The sequence below is a fragment of the Streptomyces sp. TAA204 genome (assembly GCF_000424965.1).
The window spans coordinates 142,885-158,352 of the sequence record NZ_AUKW01000001.1 but is presented as its reverse complement, the minus strand read 5'-3'; the positions used below and the strand labels follow the sequence as shown (position 1 = coordinate 158,352).

The following is a 15,468-nucleotide window of genomic DNA, read 5'->3' as shown; positions in this document are numbered from 1 at the left end:
GTGATCAGTGTAGTAGTTGTGTCGACGTGAAGTCTCTTGACATCGAGATAATTTCGGCGGAGGCTCCCACCATGACGTCACCCGTCTGGGACCCGCACCAGTACCGGCGCCACTCCGGGCACCGGGCACGCCCCGTCCACGACCTGCTCGCCCGCGTCCCCCGCCTGCCCGACGAGGACACTCCCCGCGTCGCCGACCTCGGCTGCGGCCCCGGCGCCCCCTCCATGCCCCTCGCCGCCCGCTGGCCCCGCGCCCGCATCACCGGGTACGACAACTCACCGGCCATGCTCGACGAGGCCCGCGCGTACGCCGGACGCACCTCGGCCGGCGGCACCCTCGACTTCACCCACAGCGACCTGGCCAACTGGCGGCCCGCGGACGGAGAGACATTCGACCTGCTCTTCTCCAACGCCGCCCTGCACTGGGTCGTCCCCGCCGGCGACGGGGACGGTGTCCGCCGGTACCGGGACCTCCTGGCGCCCTGGACGGACGCCCTGCCGCCCGGCGGCGTCCTCGCCCTCCAGGTCCCCGGGAACTTCGACGCACCCAGCCACACCCTCCTGCTGCAGACTCGCAACGCCCCGCACTGGCGCGACCGCCTCGGCACGGACTCCCGCGGCGGCACCGTCCTCGACCCGGCCGGCTACCTCGACGCGCTCACCGCCCTCGGGTGCGACGTCGACGCGTGGGAGACCACCTACGCGCACCTGCTGCACGGCCAGGACCCGGTGCTCGACTGGGTCAAGGGCACCGCCCTGCGTCCCGTGCTCACGATCCTCGCCGACGACCGGGCGGCCCGGGAGGACTTCCTCGCCGAGTACGGTGAGAAGCTGCGGCAGGCGTATCCGCCGCTGGGCGGCGACACCTCACGCGGAACGGTCCTCCCCTTCCGCCGCGTCTTCGCCGTCGCCGTGAAACGGAGGCAAACGCCGTGATCGACTCCCTGGACCACGTCCAGCTCGCCGCCCCGCCCGGCTCCGAGGAGGCCCTGCGCGCGTACTACGCGGGCACGCTCGGCATGACGGAGATCCCCAAACCGGCGGTGCTCGCCGCACGCGGCGGCTGCTGGTTCACGGCGGGCTCCGTCGTCCTCCACCTGGGCATCGAGGAGGACTTCCGCCCGGCCAGGAAGGCCCACCCCGGCATCCGCGTACGGGGCATCACCGCCTTCGCCGCCCGCCTCACCGCCGCCGGTACGCCCGTGACCTGGGACGACGACCTGCCCGGCCATCGCCGCTTCTACTCGCAGGACCCGGTGGGCAACCGCCTGGAGTTCCTGGAACCGGTCGGAGGGCCCGTCACCTGAGCGGGGTGATCCGCCGCGCGCTCGACGACTTCGCCGGGCGGTGACCGTCGCCGCGCCGAAGACGCCGCGCCGGCCCCCTCAGTTCCGCCGGTGCCCGATCAGACGCGGCTTGGCCTCCATGCCGTCCAGGCCGTGCCAGGCCAGGTTGACCAGATGCGCGGCCACTTCGGCCTTCTTCGGTTTGCGGACGTTCAGCCACCACTGGCCCGTCAGCGCGACCATGCCGACCAGCGCCTGCGCGTACAGCGGCGAGAGCTTCGGGTCGAAGCCGCGTGACTTGAACTCACGGCCGAGGATGTCCTCGACCTGGGTGGCGATGTCGCTGATCAGCGACGCGAAGTTGCCCGTCGACTGCGCGACGGGCGAGTCACGGACCAGGATGCGGAAACCGTCGGTGTAGAGATCGATGTAGTCGAGCAGCGCGAAGGCGGCCTGTTCGAGCAGCTCACGGGGGTGGCCGCCCGTCAGGGCGCTCGTCACCATGTCCAGCAGCTGTCGCATCTCGCGGTCGATGACGACCGCGTAGAGACCTTCCTTGCCGCCGAAATGCTCGTAGACCACCGGTTTGGAGACGCCGGCCTTCAGGGCGATCTCCTCGACGGACGTGCCCTCGAAGCCGCGTTCGGCGAAGAGAGCACGTCCGATGTCGAGGAGCTGCTCGCGGCGCTCCTTGCCGGTCATGCGGCGCCTTGCGGCGCGTTTCTCCTTCTTGGGGGCCTTGGCGGCCTTCGCGGTGCTGTCATCGGTCGGCACGGTCTCCATCATGCCGCTTGACGGGAGGTCTCCTTGCGGCGGGAGTCGATACGGTCGCGGCCCGGCCAGCGCACGTCGTACGCCCAGCCTGCCTTCTCCAGCCAGCGGATGATGCGGGCGCTGGAGTCCAGCTGGCCGCGCTCCACGCCGTGGCGGGCGCTCGTCGGGTCGGCGTGGTGCAGGTTGTGCCACGACTCTCCGCAGGAGAGGATCGCCAGCCACCACACGTTGCCGGACTTGTCGCGGGACTTGAAGGGGCGCTTGCCCACCGCGTGACAGATGGAGTTGATGGACCAGGTGACGTGGTGCAGCAGCGCCACACGTACCAGCGAGCCCCAGAAGAACGCCGTCAGCGCACCCTGCCAGGACATCGTCACCAGACCGCCGATCGCGGGGGGGAGCAGCAGGGAGACGCTGGTCCACATGACGAACTGCCGGGAGATCCTGCGGATCGCCGGGTCCTTGATCAGGTCGGGCGCGTACTTGTTCTGCGGTGTCTGCTCCTCGTCGAACATCCAGGCGATGTGCGCCCACCACAGGCCCTTCATCAGGGCGGGGACGGTCTCGCCGAAGCGCCACGGTGAATGCGGGTCGCCCTCGGCGTCGGAGAACTTGTGGTGCTTGCGGTGGTCGGCGACCCAGCGCACGACCGGACCCTCGACGGCCAGCGAACCGAGGATCGCGAGCGCGATGCGCAGCGGCCTCTTCGCCTTGAACGAGCCGTGTGTGAAGTAGCGGTGGAAGCCGATCGTGATGCCGTGGCAGCCGATGAAGTACATCGCCGTGAGCAGACCCAGATCCAGCCAGCTCACCCCCCAGCCCCACATCAGCGGCACGGCCGCCGCGAGCGCGAGGAAGGGGACGACGATGAAGAGCAGCAGGGCGACCTGCTCGGACGAGCGGCGCTTCTCCGCGCCCAGCGTCGCGGGGGCGGTGGCAGTGGCGGCGGGGCCGGAGGACGCGGCCGCCTCGGCGCCCTGTGGGCTGTCGAGTACGTCGGGGGGGCTGCTTGTCATAGATGTCCCTTGTCGGAGCGGTAAGGGTCGGAGGCTGCCGTAGAGATCCCGGACAGCGATTCGGGTCGGGTACCCGCTCAAGTCCTACGGAACCGTAACCTACGGCATCGTAAGTATGGCAGCCCTCACCGGCGTATCAAGGGGGGCCCGGGGGAGAGGAATCCCATGCTCACCCATCGGACGGCACCCCTGGCCCGGCGGCGCCCCGCCTATCCTGGTCCCGTCGGACAGCGCGGTCCGTGACCTGCCCGAAGCGAACGCTGCAAGGAGCCGCACCTGTGAGCAGTGCCGATGTGAGCCGTGCCGACGACGACCGCCGGCATCCCGACGGGACCGAAACCGCACCCCACGCCGGGACCGGCGCCGCACAGACAGCCGGGACCGCGGAAGCCGCCGGGACCGCGGAAGCCGCCGAGAGCGCGTCCACGACCGCGCTGCGCGCCGACATCCGCCGCCTCGGCGACCTGCTCGGCGAGACGCTCGTACGGCAGGAAGGCGCCGACCTCCTCGACCTCGTCGAACGCGTGCGGGCCCTGACACGCAGCGACGGCGAGGCCGCCGCCGCCCTGCTCGGCAGGACCGACCTGGAGACGGCCACCAAGCTGGTCCGGGCCTTCTCCACGTACTTCCACCTCGCGAACGTCACCGAACAGGTCCACCGCGGCCGCGAACTGCGCGCCCGCCGCGCGGCCGAGGGAAGCAACCTCTCCCGCACCGCCGACATGCTCAAGGACGCCGACCCCGCCCACCTCGCCGCGACCGTACGGAACCTCGGCGTGCGCCCCGTCTTCACCGCGCACCCCACGGAAGCCGCACGCCGCTCCGTCCTCACCAAACTCCGCAAGATCGCCGAACTGCTGGACCACACCGACCCGACCGACCGGCGCCGCACCGACCTGCGCCTCGCCGAGAACGTCGACCTCGTCTGGCAGACCGACGAACTGCGCGTCGCACGCCCCGAACCCGCCGACGAGGCCCGCAACGCCGTCTACTACCTGGACGAACTGCACAGCGGCGCCGTCGGCGACGTCCTCGAGGACCTCGCCGCCGAACTGGACCGGGCCGGCGCACCACTGCCCCCCGGAACCCGTCCCCTCACCTTCGGCACCTGGATCGGCGGCGACCGCGACGGCAACCCCAACGTCACCCCCGCCGTGACCTGGGAGGTGCTCCTCCTCCAGCACGAACACGGCATCACCGACGCGCTCGAGCACATCGACGAACTGCGCGGCGCCCTCTCCACCTCCATCCGCAACGGCGGCGCCACCACCGAACTCCTCGACTCCCTCAGCAGCGACCTGGACCGGCTGCCCGAGATCAGCCCCCGCTACAAGCGGCTCAACGCCGAGGAGCCCTACCGGCTCAAGGCCACCTGCATCCGGCAGAAACTCCTCAACACCCGCGACAGGCTCGCCTCCGGCGCCCCCCACGCCGCCGGACGCGACTACCTCGGCACCGCGGAACTCGTCGAGGACCTCACCCTCCTGCAGACCTCACTGCGCGCACACCGCGGCGAACTCGTCGCCGACGGCCGCCTGGAGCGCGTCCTGCGCACACTCGCCGCCTTCGGCCTCCAGCTCGCCACCATGGACGTACGCGAGCACGCCGACGCCCACCACCACGCCCTCGGCCAGCTCTTCGACCGGCTCGGCGAGGAATCCTGGCGCTACGCCGACATGCCCCGCGACTACCGGCAGCGCCTCCTCGCCAAGGAACTGCGCTCCCGCCGCCCGCTGTCCCCCGCACCCGCGCCCCTGGACGAGGCCGGCGCCAAGACGCTCGGCGTCTTCACCACCGTCCGGCAGGCCCTGGAGACCTTCGGCCCGGAAGTCATCGAGTCCTACATCATCTCCATGTGCCAGGGAGCCGACGACGTCTTCGCCGCGGCCGTACTCGCCCGCGAGGCCGGACTGATCGACCTGCACGCCGGCTGGGCGAAGACCGGCATCGTCCCCCTGCTGGAGACCACCGACGAGCTGAGGATCGCCGACGACCTCCTCGACGCGATGCTCTCCGACCCCTCCTACCGCAAGCTCGTCTCGCTCCGTGGCGACCTGCAGGAGGTCATGCTCGGCTACTCCGACTCCTCCAAGTTCGGCGGCATCACCACCTCCCAGTGGGAGATCCACCGCGCACAGCGGCGGCTGCGCGACGTCGCACACCGGCACGGCGTGAGGCTGCGGCTCTTCCACGGCCGCGGCGGCACCGTCGGCCGCGGCGGCGGCCCCACCCACGACGCGATCCTCGCCCAGCCGTGGGGCACCCTCGAAGGCGAGATCAAAGTCACCGAACAGGGCGAGGTCATCTCCGACAAGTACCTGGTGCCGTCCCTGGCGAGGGAGAACCTGGAGCTGACGGTGGCAGCCACCCTCCAGGCGTCCGCCCTGCACACCGCGCCCCGCCAGTCCGACGAGGCGCTGGCCCGCTGGGACGCCGCCATGGACACCGTCTCCGACGCGGCGCACGGCGCCTACCGGCAGCTCGTCGAGGACCCCGACCTGCCCGCGTACTTCTTCGCCTCCACCCCCGTCGACCAGCTCGCCGAACTCCACCTCGGCTCCCGCCCCTCCCGGCGTCCCGACAGCGGCGCCGGGCTCGACGGGCTGCGCGCCATCCCGTGGGTCTTCGGCTGGACCCAGTCACGGCAGATCGTCCCCGGCTGGTACGGAGTGGGCACCGGGCTCAAGGCGGCCCGCGAGGCCGGTCTCGGCAGCGTGCTCGAAGAGGCCCACGAGCACTGGCACTTCTTCCGCAACTTCCTCGCCAACGTCGAGATGACCCTCGCCAAGACCGACCTGCGCATCGCGCAGCACTACGTCGACACCCTCGTACCCGACGAGCTCAAGCACGTCTTCGGCACCATCCGAGCCGAACACGAACTGACCGTACGGGAAGTGCTGCGCATCACCGGCGAACGGGAACTGCTCGACGCCAGCCCCGTGCTGAAGCAGACGTTCACCATCCGCGACGCCTACCTCGACCCGATCTCCTACCTTCAGGTGACACTGCTGCACCGGCAGCGCGAAGCGGCCGCACGCGACGAGGAACCCGACGAGATGCTCGCCCGCGCACTCCTGCTGACCGTCAACGGCGTCGCCGCCGGACTGCGCAACACCGGCTGACGACCGCCCGGCCGAACCTCCCTGAGGCACACGCCGCAGACGGCACGCCGGACAGGCACAAGAACGGGCTGGAAGCAGCGGCGCTGCCGCGGCGGGCGCAACACCACCCCCGCCGCGGCGGCGCCGCCGCGTTCCCGTTCCCGCCTTCGCCCCTCGCCGCTCAGGGACGGCCCCCCGACGGCCCCCCCGCCGCCCGTCACCGGTGTGCGGCCGTCAGAACGCCAGCAGCGCCCAGGAAGCACCCATCAACCCCGCGCCCAGCAGCCCCAGAACCGTCGCCGTACGCCGCCACCGCAGCCCGCCCGCGACAATCAGCGACGCCAGCACCAGCGACCCCCCGAACGGCACCGCCCCGTAGAGCGCACCCGAGGGCCCCGTGAGCACCGCCTCCTTCGTGCCCGGCCGCAACGCCACCTGAAGCCGCTCACCGACCTCACCCGAGGCGGACTCCGCCAGCGTCACCCCCTCAACCGGCGAACCACCGCCCCGCGCAGGGGAGAACGTCCCCGAGCACTCGTCCTTGCTGCACTCCGAGACCTCCACCGTGCCGCGCCTGTCACCGGTCAGCGCCGGACCCGCCATGTCCCAGGACGTCCAGCCGCCGGCCGCCAGCAGCAGCAGCGAGACCAGCCCCAGCAGCACGTTCCGCACCAGGAGCAGCATCCCGAACATGCTCTCCCCGGCCCTGCGGGCCCGGCTGCGTCTGCCGGATCCGGCAGCGCGGGAAGGGGAGTCCGCTTCCGGGGAGCCCGGCACGCCGGAGGAGAGCGAAGGAGCCGGCGAAGCCGAAGAAGCCGGGGGAGCCCCGGGGGCCTCGGGGGCCTTCGAGGAAGAGGAGGCCGAAGGCGTCGAGAAAGGCATGCCGGGATCTTTGGCCAAAGCGTCCGGGCGGTCAACCTCCGCACCCGCACGGGACGCCGCCGCGCACTCCGCGCGGCGCACTCCACGCCGCGCACTCCGCGCGGCGCACTCCGCGCGGCGCACTCCGCGCGGCGCACTCCGCGCCGCCTCAGGAGTTGTACGTGCTCTGCGCCCGCTCCAGACCGTCCAGGATCAGCGACTCCACCGCATCCGAGGCACGGTCCACGAAATAGTCCAGATCCTTGCGCTCCGCGCCCGAGAAATCCCGCAGCACGTAATCCGCCACCGGCATACGGCCAGGAGGCCGGCCCACCCCGAACCGCACCCGGAAGTAGTCCGGACCCAGCGACTTCGTCAGCGACCTCAGCCCGTTGTGGCCGTTGTCACCGCCGCCCTTCTTCAGCCGCAGCACCCCGAAGTCGATGTCCAATTCGTCATGGACCACCACGATCCGCGACACCGGCACCTTGTAGAAGTCCCGCAGCGCCGTGACAGGACCACCCGAAAGATTCATGTACGACATCGGCTGCGCCACGACCACCCGGCGCCCCGCAGGCCCCGGCATACCGATGCGGCCCTCCACCACCCGCGCACGCGACTTGTGCGACTTCAGCTTCCCCCCGGCCCGCGAAGCGAGCAGCTCCGCCACCAGAAACCCCACATTGTGGCGGTGGCCCGCATAACCCGGCCCGGGATTGCCCAGCCCCACGATCAGCCACGGCCCCGACAGCTCACCCGAACTGCTGGCATCGGTCGTCATCTGTGCGGTCCTTCAGCGAGAGAGGAACAACCACCGCCGCGCTCCCCCCGGCCGAGCCGGAGAGAACGCGACAGCGGTCCTGGAAACGGCGGATCACCCAGGCGCGACCTCGCTCGGAGCCTCCTCCGTGCCCACGGTCTCCTCGTCCTCCGCCGGCTCCTCCGCCTGCGCCGCGAGCACCTGAATGACGACCTCGTCCTCCTCGACGGTCAGCGACGTGCCCTTCGGCAGCTTGATCTGACCGGCGGTCACCGAGTCACCCGCGTCCAGACCCTCCACCGAGAGCGTCACCGACTCCGGAATGTGCGTGGCCTCCGCCTCGACCGGCAGCGCCATCAGCACGTGCTCCAGCAGGTTCTGCCCAGGAGCCAGCTCACCCTCGACGTGGATCGGAATGTCCACACTGACCTTCTCGCCCTTACGGACGATCAGCAGGTCCGCGTGGATCAGGAAGCCGCGGATGGCCTCACGCTGCACAGCCTTCGGAATGACCAGCTGCTTCTTGCCCTCGACGTTCAGCTCGATCAGAACGTTCGGGGTCTTCAGCGCCATCATCATGTCGTAGCTCGGCAGCGTCACGTGGACCGGGTCCTCACCGTGACCGTAGATCACCGCGGGAATCCGCTCCTCGCGGCGCAGACGACGCGCGGCGCCCTTGCCGAACTCGTTGCGGACATTGGCGGAAAGCTTCACGTCAGCCATGCTGCGCTCCTCGTGGGTCGAAAACGAAAATCCCGAATCTGTGGTGTCACTCGGTCCGTCCACGACAGACCGGCTACGCCGCAGAGCCGGCCACGAACCGGAACGTCCATGGAGACCCTGACGAAGAGCGCGCGTCGATAACGGATGAGCCGGGCCCGTACGACCACGTACAGGAACGGCCTCCCTCGCCGAGCGACTCCAGGAGTCTACGCGCCGGGGGAGGCCATGCGGAAATCGATCAGCGGGGCCGCCACCGAGGGACGCCCCGCCACCCGCGAACTACGCCTGCTCGTCGAAGAGGCTGGTCACCGAGCCGTCCTCGAAGACCTCACGCACCGCACGCGCGATCGTCGGGGCCATCGACAGCACCGTGATCTTGTCCAGGTCGATCTCCGAAGGCGTCGGCAACGTGTCCATGAACACGAACTCGCTCACCTTCGAATTCTTCAGCCGGTCCGCCGCCGGACCCGACAGCACACCGTGCGTCGCCGTGACGATGACGTCCTCCGCGCCGTTCGCGAACAGCGCCTCCGCCGCCGCGCAGATCGTGCCACCCGTGTCGATCATGTCGTCCACCAGGACACACACCCGGCCCTCGACATCACCCACCACCTCGTGCACCGTCACCTGATTCGCGACCTCCGGATCACGGCGCTTGTGCACGATCGCCAGCGGAGCCCCCAGCCGGTCCGCCCAGCGGTCCGCCACCCGCACACGCCCCGCGTCCGGCGAGACCACGGTCAGCTTGTCCCGGTCCACCTTCGCGCCCACATAATCCGCCAGCACCGGCAACGCGAAAAGATGATCCACCGGACCGTCGAAGAAGCCCTGAATCTGATCCGTGTGCAGATCCACCGTGAGAATCCGGTCCGCCCCCGCGGTCTGCAGCAGATCCGCCATCAAACGCGCCGAAATGGGCTCCCGCCCACGGTGCTTCTTGTCCTGACGCGCATAACCGTAGAACGGAACGATCACGGTGACGCTCCGGGCGGAAGCACGCTTCAAAGCATCGATCATGATCAGCTGCTCCATGATCGATTTGTTGATCGGAGCCGTATGACTCTGCATCAGGAAACAGTCCGCGCCACGCGCCGACTCCTGAAAGCGAACGTAGATCTCACCGTTGGCGAAGTCGAACGTCTTGGTCGGGACCACAGTGATACCCAGCTGCTCCGCGACCTCCTCCGCCAGCTCGGGGTGGGCGCGGCCGGAGAAGAGCATCAACTTCTTCTCGCCGGTCGTCTTGATCCCGGTCACTGCACTGTCTCCTTGCGTTCCGCGGGCCGTGCGTGCCTGCTAACCGTACGCCCCGCACAGCAGCGACGCGTACCCGGCAGGAGACGTCCCCGCTCGTCAGCCACCCTCTCCGTCCACCGCAGGCTGCCCCTCCGCAGCCGGCTCCTCCGCGCTCCGGGCCGCCTGCGCCGCCGCGCTCCCGGGGCGCTTTCGCGCCACCCACCCGGCGATATTGCGCTGTTGCCCCCGCGCCACCGCGAGCGAACCGGGCGGCACATCCTTCGTGATCACCGAACCCGCCGCCGTATAAGCACCGTCCCCGACAGTGACAGGCGCCACAAACATGTTGTCCGCGCCCGTGCGGCAGTGCGAACCGATCGACGTACGGTGCTTGTTCACGCCGTCGTAATTCACGAACACCGACGCCGCGCCGATGTTGCTGTGCTCACCGATCGACGCGTCCCCCACATAGGAAAGATGGGGCACCTTCGTACCCTCACCGATCTCGGCGTTCTTGATCTCGACGAAACCGCCCGCCTTCGACTTCACACCCAGATCCGTACCCGGCCGCAGATACGTGAACGGACCGACACTCGCCCCGGCCCCCACCCGGGCACCCGACGCCACCGAATTGCTCACCGTCGCACCCTCACCGACGAACGTGTCCGCCAACTGCGAGTTCGGGCCCACCCGGCAGCCGGCGCCCAGATGCGTCGAACCCGCCAACTGCGTACCCGGCAGAACCGTCGCGTCCGGCTCGAACGAGACCGTCACATCCACCCACGTCGACGCCGGATCGACGACCGTCACACCCGCCAGCATCGCGTCCTCCAGCAGACGCCCGTTCAGCAGACGGCGCGCCTCGGCGAGCTGCACCCGGTTGTTGATCCCCAGGATCTCCCGGTGATCGGCTGCCATCGACGCACCCACCCGGTGCCCGGCGCTGCGCAGGATGCCGAGAACATCCGTCAGATACTCCTCGCCCTGGCTGTTGTCCGTACGCAGCTTGCCCAGCGCGTCGATCAGCAGCTGGGCGTCGAACGCGAACACACCCGAATTGATCTCGGAGATGGCCAGCTGCCCGGCCGTCGCGTCCTTGTGCTCGACGATCGCGGTCACCGCGCCGCTTGCGGGATCGCGCACGATGCGGCCGTAACCCGAGGAGTCCGGCACATCGGCGGTGAGCACCGTGACGGCATTGCCGTCGGCGGCGTGGGCGTCGGCCAGCGCCTGAAGAGTGCCGCCGGTGAGCAGGGGCGTGTCCCCGCAGGTGACTACCACCGTGCCGTCCAGGGCGACGCCGCCGTCGGTCAGCTCCTCCAGGCCCGTGCGGACGGCGTGACCCGTGCCGTTCTGCTCGTGCTGCACCGCCGTGCGCACGTCCGCGTCCACCTCGGCGAGGTGAGCCCTCACCTGCTCCCTCGCGTGCCCGACCACCACGACGAGGTGCTCGGGGGCGAGGCTGCGGGAGGCGGCGACGACATGTCCGAGAAGGGAACGGCCGCAGATGTCGTGCAGAACCTTGGGCGTCGCCGACTTCATACGGGTGCCCTCACCCGCTGCGAGTACGACGACGGCTGCCGGGCGGTTGGCGCTCACGGGTGTGCCCTTCGGCTACGGGGTCAGGGGGAACACCCGCAGGATACCGGTGGGTTACGGGGGGCTCGCTTCGCGGACACGTGAGCGGGCCCGGTCGGGGGGCTTCTTCGACCTGACTCGAAGGTGCTCCCCTGCAAGGACTCGAACCTTGAATGGGCGGACCAAAACCGCCAGTGTTGCCAATTACACCACAGGGGATGGCAAAGCAGGCAAAACGGTCATTCTGTCAGCCCAGCTTTTCGGCGCCCCCTACTATGCCTGACCACCAGCCTTCGATGCGACGGTACAGGTCGGCGCCCTGGAGAACTCTGATGACGAGGCAGCCGCGGTAGTCGGGGCCGACGTTCTTGCGTGCCGTGCGGGGATTGTGCTTCTTCAGGGTGGTCTTGCCGAAGAACTCGGACCCCGCCCGCACGAGGTCCGACCAGTAGCGCTCCGCCGATTCCACGTCTGCGGACTCGTGGATCATCACGGAGAAGCGCAGCCGGTCGGGAGAGACTCCGAGCAGGTTCAGCCAGGACAGATAAACCCTGATCATGCCCGGGTCGCTGTTGACGAAGGTGACCGCTTCGCTGAGCCGGTAGGGCTTGCTCTTCGGGCCTTCGGCCCAGTACAGGGCGACGCCCAGTACGAACAGATCGCGTTCGGTGAGACCCCCGAGCTCTCGTGCTGCCTCGTCGATCGTCTGCTTCCTGGCGAGGTCCCGTGCCCTCCTGAACGGTGCCCATCTCGCCTCGGCCATCCTCCGTGCGTGCTCCGCGGAACGCCTGGGCGCCGGCAGGTCCCGCACCCACAGCGACACCGAACTCTTCGCCACGCCCAGCAGGCCGGCGATCTCGTCGTACGTCTTTCCTTCCCGCCGCATCTGCCGTGCGCGGGCCTTCAGTTCGGGTTTCGCTCGCACCATGGACGCAGCTTCGCCCGTACGCGGGGGGCGGGGCGGTGCAATCATGACGTATTCACCAGTTCGGGCGGGGAAAGTACGTTTCTCCTGCGGAAACCAGTTGGTTCTTGCTGTCGCACGGAATGGTCGGGTCCTGTGGCGGAATCGTCAGTTCCTCGGTTCGGGGCGGAAAACGGGTTGGCCGCCGGTCGTACGCTGGGCTCCATGACCGAGACGGGGGAGCGCCGTGCCGTCGGCGGACTGTGGTGGTGGAGGCGTCGCCGGAGTGCCGCGCTGGACATCACCCTGGGGGTGCTGTCCTCGGCGGAGTGCGGCTTCCAGGGTGTGGCTTTCGCGGGTGAGGCCGGGGTTCCGGTGGCGGCCGGGGTGGGGCTGGGGGTCGTGGCGGGGGCGACGCTGGTGCTGCGGCGGCGGTGGCCCATCGCTGTCGTGCTGGTGGCCATCGCGCTGACTCCTGCCGAGATGGGGATGCTGCTGGGCGTCGTCGGGCTCTACAGCCTGGCGATCGGGGACGTGCCGCGCCGGATTCTTGTGCTGCTCACGGGCATGCAGGCGGCGGCGGTCCTGATCGTGATGCTGATACGCATGCATCAGAGCATCGGGCAGGATCCGGGCTTCAATCCGCCGACGTGGTTCATTCCTCTGATGTCCGTCGTGCTGGCGCTGGGGGTGACGGCACCGCCAGTGCTGGCGGGGCTCTATGTGGCGGCGAGGCGGCGGCTGGTGGAGTCGCTGCGGGAGCGCGCCGACGGTCTGGAGCGGGAGCTGGCGCTGCTGGCGGACCGTGCGGAGGAGCGTGCGGAGTGGGCGCGCAACGAGGAGCGCACCCGGATCGCCCGGGAGATGCACGACGTGGTGGCGCACCGGGTGAGTCTGATGGTGGTGCATTCGGCGGCGTTGCAGGCGGTGGCTCTGAAGGACCCGGAGAAGGCGTCGAAGAACGCGGCGCTGGTGGGTGACATGGGGCGGCAGGCGCTGACGGAGCTGCGGACGATGCTGGGGGTGCTGCGTTCGCCGGAGGGCGGGGCGGAGGCCGGGCCGGGCGGTGTGTCGGTGAGGCTGGCCGAGTTCGCGGTGGCGGCCACGGGGCCGGCCTCTCCGTCCGCGTCGTCCGCGTCGTCTGAGTCTGCCTCGTCCGAGACCTCGTCGTCCCCGTCCCCGTTGTCTTCCTCGTCCGGGTCTCCGTCCGGCGCCGGGTCGGGTTCGGTTCGGGAGCGCGGCACGGCGGGGGAGCGGGTGCCGGGCCGGGCCGGGGGCGGGCTTTCGAGGCGGCGGGGCGCTGCGGCTCCGGGTGCGGTGAACGGCGTGGTGGAGGAGCCGTGTGCTGTGGAGGGTCCGTCGCTGGCGGAGCTGGAGGCGCTGGTGGGGCAGTCGCGGGAGGCGGGGATGGCCGTCGAGTTCTCGGTGGACGGTTCGCCCGGCGGCTATGGCGCCGGCGTCGAGCAGACGGCGTTCCGGGTGGTGCAGGAGGCGTTGACGAACATCCACAAGCATGCGCCGGGTGCTCGTACGAGGGTGCGGCTGGCGCATCGTGAGGGGGAGGTCGCGGTGCAGGTGGAGAACGAGCGTCCGGTGGACGGTGACGGTGGGGCCGACGCGGGTCTGCCGAGCGGCGGTAACGGTCTGGTGGGGATGAAGGAGCGTGTGGCGGCGCTCGGTGGTGGTTTCGTCTCCGGGCCGACGGAGGCGGGGGGTTTCCGGGTGTCGGCGGTCATTCCGGCGGGCCGGTCTGCGGGCCGGTCTGGTGGGGGAGGGGCGCCTGGCCGGGCCGGGTGAGTCTTTCGGGGCGGGCGCCGGTGAGCAGGGCGGCCAGGGCGGCGTCGAAGTCGCTGCCGAGGTACCAGTCGCCGGTGTGGTCGAGGCTGTAGACGCGCCGTTCGGTGTCGATGGCGAGGAGCGCGGCGTCGGGCCCGTCGGTGCCGAGTGGGCAGACGCGGGTGCCGAGTGCGCCTCCGAGGTCGGCGAGGGTCCGGGGGGCGTGCAGCGCGTGCAGGGGGTCGATGCGCAGGCTGCTGGGTGCGATGTGGCGGCCCGGTCCTGTGGGGTCGATGGGCAGGTTGCCGAATTCGGCCCAGACCTCGACGGCTTCGGGCAGGACGTTGTGCTGGTGGCCGCCGGGTGTGGTGTGGCCTCTGAGGGTGTCGGCCCATTCCTCGGCCTGGCGCATGTCCCAGCGGCCGGGTTGCCAGCCTGCGGCGCGCAGCGCGTCGTCGACGGCGACGGGGAAGCGGGTGGTGGAGGTGCGCTGGTGGGGTGTGCTCACCGGGGGGCCTCTCCGGCGGCGGGTGAGGGGTCGACGGGGCGCACGCCGAAGTGGGTGAGGAGTGCGGTGCAGGAGGTGCAGGGGGGTGCGTAGCGGCCGTGCAGGGGGTCGCCGTCCTCGCGGATGTGGCGGGCGGTGATCTTGGCGCCTTTGAGTGCGCGGCGGGCTTCGCTGTGGGTGAGGGGGCGGTGTTTGGCGTGCGGTTTGCGGCTGGCGCGTTTGGCCGTGCGCTCGGTTTCGGCGGTGGTGAGGTAGCGGGAGAGCAGGACGGTTTCGGAGCAGCGGCCGGTGTGGCGTGCGCGGCGGTCGGTGGTGAGGGTGTCGAGGAAGTCCTGTACGAGGGGGTGGGGTGCGGGTGGCTGGTCGCCCTTGTTGCCGGTGGAGGTGAGGGTGGTGCCTCGTACGGACAGGGCGGCGGCCACGGCGGGGAGGATGCCGTCACGGCGGTGGTGGAGCGGGGGTGCGCTGTCGTGGGTGGCGTTGTGCCAGCCGACGCGGGGGTCGGCGGTGTTGGGGGGTGCGGACTGCGCTGGTGCTGTGTTCATGCGGTGATTCCTCCCCGTACGGCCCCTTCCGCCGTATGTGCCTTGTGTGTCGCCTGTGTGTCGCGCCAAGTATGCCGTGTGCGGGATGAGCGATCATGCCGCCGGGCATGTCACGGGGGTGTGATGGTTCTTGAAGCGGTGTGGAACGAAGGGGCCGGGGCGGGGCGGAGGGGCCGTGTGCGATCGTGCGTCCTTCTTCCGGGGCGGGAGTGCGGTGCTGCGCGGTGCTTCTTTCCGGATTCCGGCTTCCGTCTTCCGCCGGCCGTCGCGGCACGGGGTTCGTACGTGTGGTCGCAGGGGTAACCGGCTTGCCCCGTGTGTGCGGCGTGTGCTGGTGGGTGGAGGTCGCGGGCCGGGGTGGGGGGCGAACCGGGTGGCCGGACGGCGGAGTTGCCGGGCGG

General features: G+C 70.2%; 14 protein-coding genes. 4 read left to right on the top strand and 10 right to left on the bottom strand.

Features of this window, described 5'->3' with window-relative positions; all coding sequences use genetic code 11:
* Positions 1-71: 71 nt before the first annotated feature.
* On the top strand, positions 72-935 hold the full coding sequence (locus H343_RS0100670; protein WP_037901788.1) for a methyltransferase domain-containing protein: 864 nt from the start codon (positions 72-74) through the stop codon (positions 933-935).
* Positions 932-1,306, top strand: a complete 375-nt coding sequence (locus H343_RS0100665; protein WP_028429562.1) for a glyoxalase — start codon at positions 932-934, stop codon at positions 1,304-1,306. Before H343_RS0100670 ends, H343_RS0100665 begins: the two co-directional genes overlap by 4 nt.
* Positions 1,307-1,384: 78 nt before the next feature.
* On the opposite strand, the gene H343_RS0100660 is transcribed toward H343_RS0100665, so the two are convergent.
* Positions 1,385-2,071 carry a TetR/AcrR family transcriptional regulator gene (locus H343_RS0100660; RefSeq protein WP_028429561.1) on the bottom strand — a complete coding sequence of 229 codons (687 nt, stop codon included), beginning with the start codon at positions 2,069-2,071 and terminating at the stop codon, positions 1,385-1,387.
* Positions 2,068-3,075 carry a fatty acid desaturase gene (locus H343_RS0100655; protein WP_028429560.1) on the bottom strand — a complete coding sequence of 336 codons (1,008 nt, stop codon included), beginning with the start codon at positions 3,073-3,075 and terminating at the stop codon, positions 2,068-2,070. The genes H343_RS0100660 and H343_RS0100655 overlap by 4 nt, the downstream gene beginning before the upstream one ends.
* 434 nt (positions 3,076-3,509) lie before the next feature.
* On the opposite strand from H343_RS0100655, the gene ppc reads away from it, so the two are divergent.
* The gene (gene ppc, locus H343_RS0100650) at positions 3,510-6,197 is read left to right on the top strand and encodes a phosphoenolpyruvate carboxylase (protein ID WP_051264489.1); all 2,688 of its coding nucleotides are present in this window, start codon (positions 3,510-3,512) and stop codon (positions 6,195-6,197) included.
* Between the two features lie 213 nt (positions 6,198-6,410).
* Here the strand turns inward: ppc and H343_RS0100645 are convergent, their stop codons facing one another.
* The 6 genes from H343_RS0100645 to H343_RS0100615 form a co-directional block, all read right to left on the bottom strand.
* Complete coding sequence (locus H343_RS0100645) at positions 6,411-6,869, bottom strand: hypothetical protein (protein ID WP_051264420.1); 459 nt, start codon at positions 6,867-6,869, stop codon at positions 6,411-6,413.
* A gap of 337 nt (positions 6,870-7,206) precedes the next feature.
* Positions 7,207-7,818, bottom strand: a complete 612-nt coding sequence (gene pth / locus H343_RS0100640) for an aminoacyl-tRNA hydrolase (protein ID WP_028429557.1) — start codon at positions 7,816-7,818, stop codon at positions 7,207-7,209.
* Positions 7,819-7,911: 93 nt separating this feature from the next.
* Positions 7,912-8,520 (bottom strand): 50S ribosomal protein L25/general stress protein Ctc, encoded by a 609-nt coding sequence (locus tag H343_RS0100635; RefSeq protein WP_028429556.1) that lies wholly within the window; start codon positions 8,518-8,520, stop codon positions 7,912-7,914.
* A 279-nt stretch (positions 8,521-8,799) separates the two neighbouring features.
* Positions 8,800-9,777 carry a ribose-phosphate diphosphokinase gene (locus H343_RS0100630; protein WP_028429555.1) on the bottom strand — a complete coding sequence of 326 codons (978 nt, stop codon included), beginning with the start codon at positions 9,775-9,777 and terminating at the stop codon, positions 8,800-8,802.
* 96 nt (positions 9,778-9,873) lie between these two features.
* Positions 9,874-11,355, bottom strand: a complete 1,482-nt coding sequence (gene glmU, locus H343_RS0100625) for a bifunctional UDP-N-acetylglucosamine diphosphorylase/glucosamine-1-phosphate N-acetyltransferase GlmU (RefSeq protein ID WP_028429554.1) — start codon at positions 11,353-11,355, stop codon at positions 9,874-9,876.
* A 226-nt stretch (positions 11,356-11,581) separates the two neighbouring features.
* Positions 11,582-12,262, bottom strand: a complete 681-nt coding sequence (locus H343_RS0100615; RefSeq protein ID WP_028429553.1) for a hypothetical protein — start codon at positions 12,260-12,262, stop codon at positions 11,582-11,584.
* 201 nt (positions 12,263-12,463) lie between these two features.
* Between H343_RS0100615 and H343_RS28105 the strand changes: the two genes are divergently transcribed.
* The gene (locus tag H343_RS28105) at positions 12,464-14,035 is read left to right on the top strand and encodes a sensor histidine kinase (protein ID WP_037901785.1); all 1,572 of its coding nucleotides are present in this window, start codon (positions 12,464-12,466) and stop codon (positions 14,033-14,035) included.
* On the opposite strand, the gene H343_RS28100 is transcribed toward H343_RS28105, so the two are convergent.
* Together H343_RS28100 and H343_RS0100600 are read right to left on the bottom strand one after the other, a co-directional pair.
* The gene (locus H343_RS28100; protein ID WP_037901782.1) at positions 13,971-14,522 is read right to left on the bottom strand and encodes an SUKH-3 domain-containing protein; all 552 of its coding nucleotides are present in this window, start codon (positions 14,520-14,522) and stop codon (positions 13,971-13,973) included. The two genes, H343_RS28105 and H343_RS28100, sit on opposite strands and share 65 nt — an antisense overlap.
* Positions 14,519-15,067 (bottom strand): YwqJ-related putative deaminase, encoded by a 549-nt coding sequence (locus tag H343_RS0100600; RefSeq protein WP_028429552.1) that lies wholly within the window; start codon positions 15,065-15,067, stop codon positions 14,519-14,521. Before H343_RS0100600 ends, H343_RS28100 begins: the two co-directional genes overlap by 4 nt.
* Between the last annotated feature and the right edge of the window lie 401 nt (positions 15,068-15,468).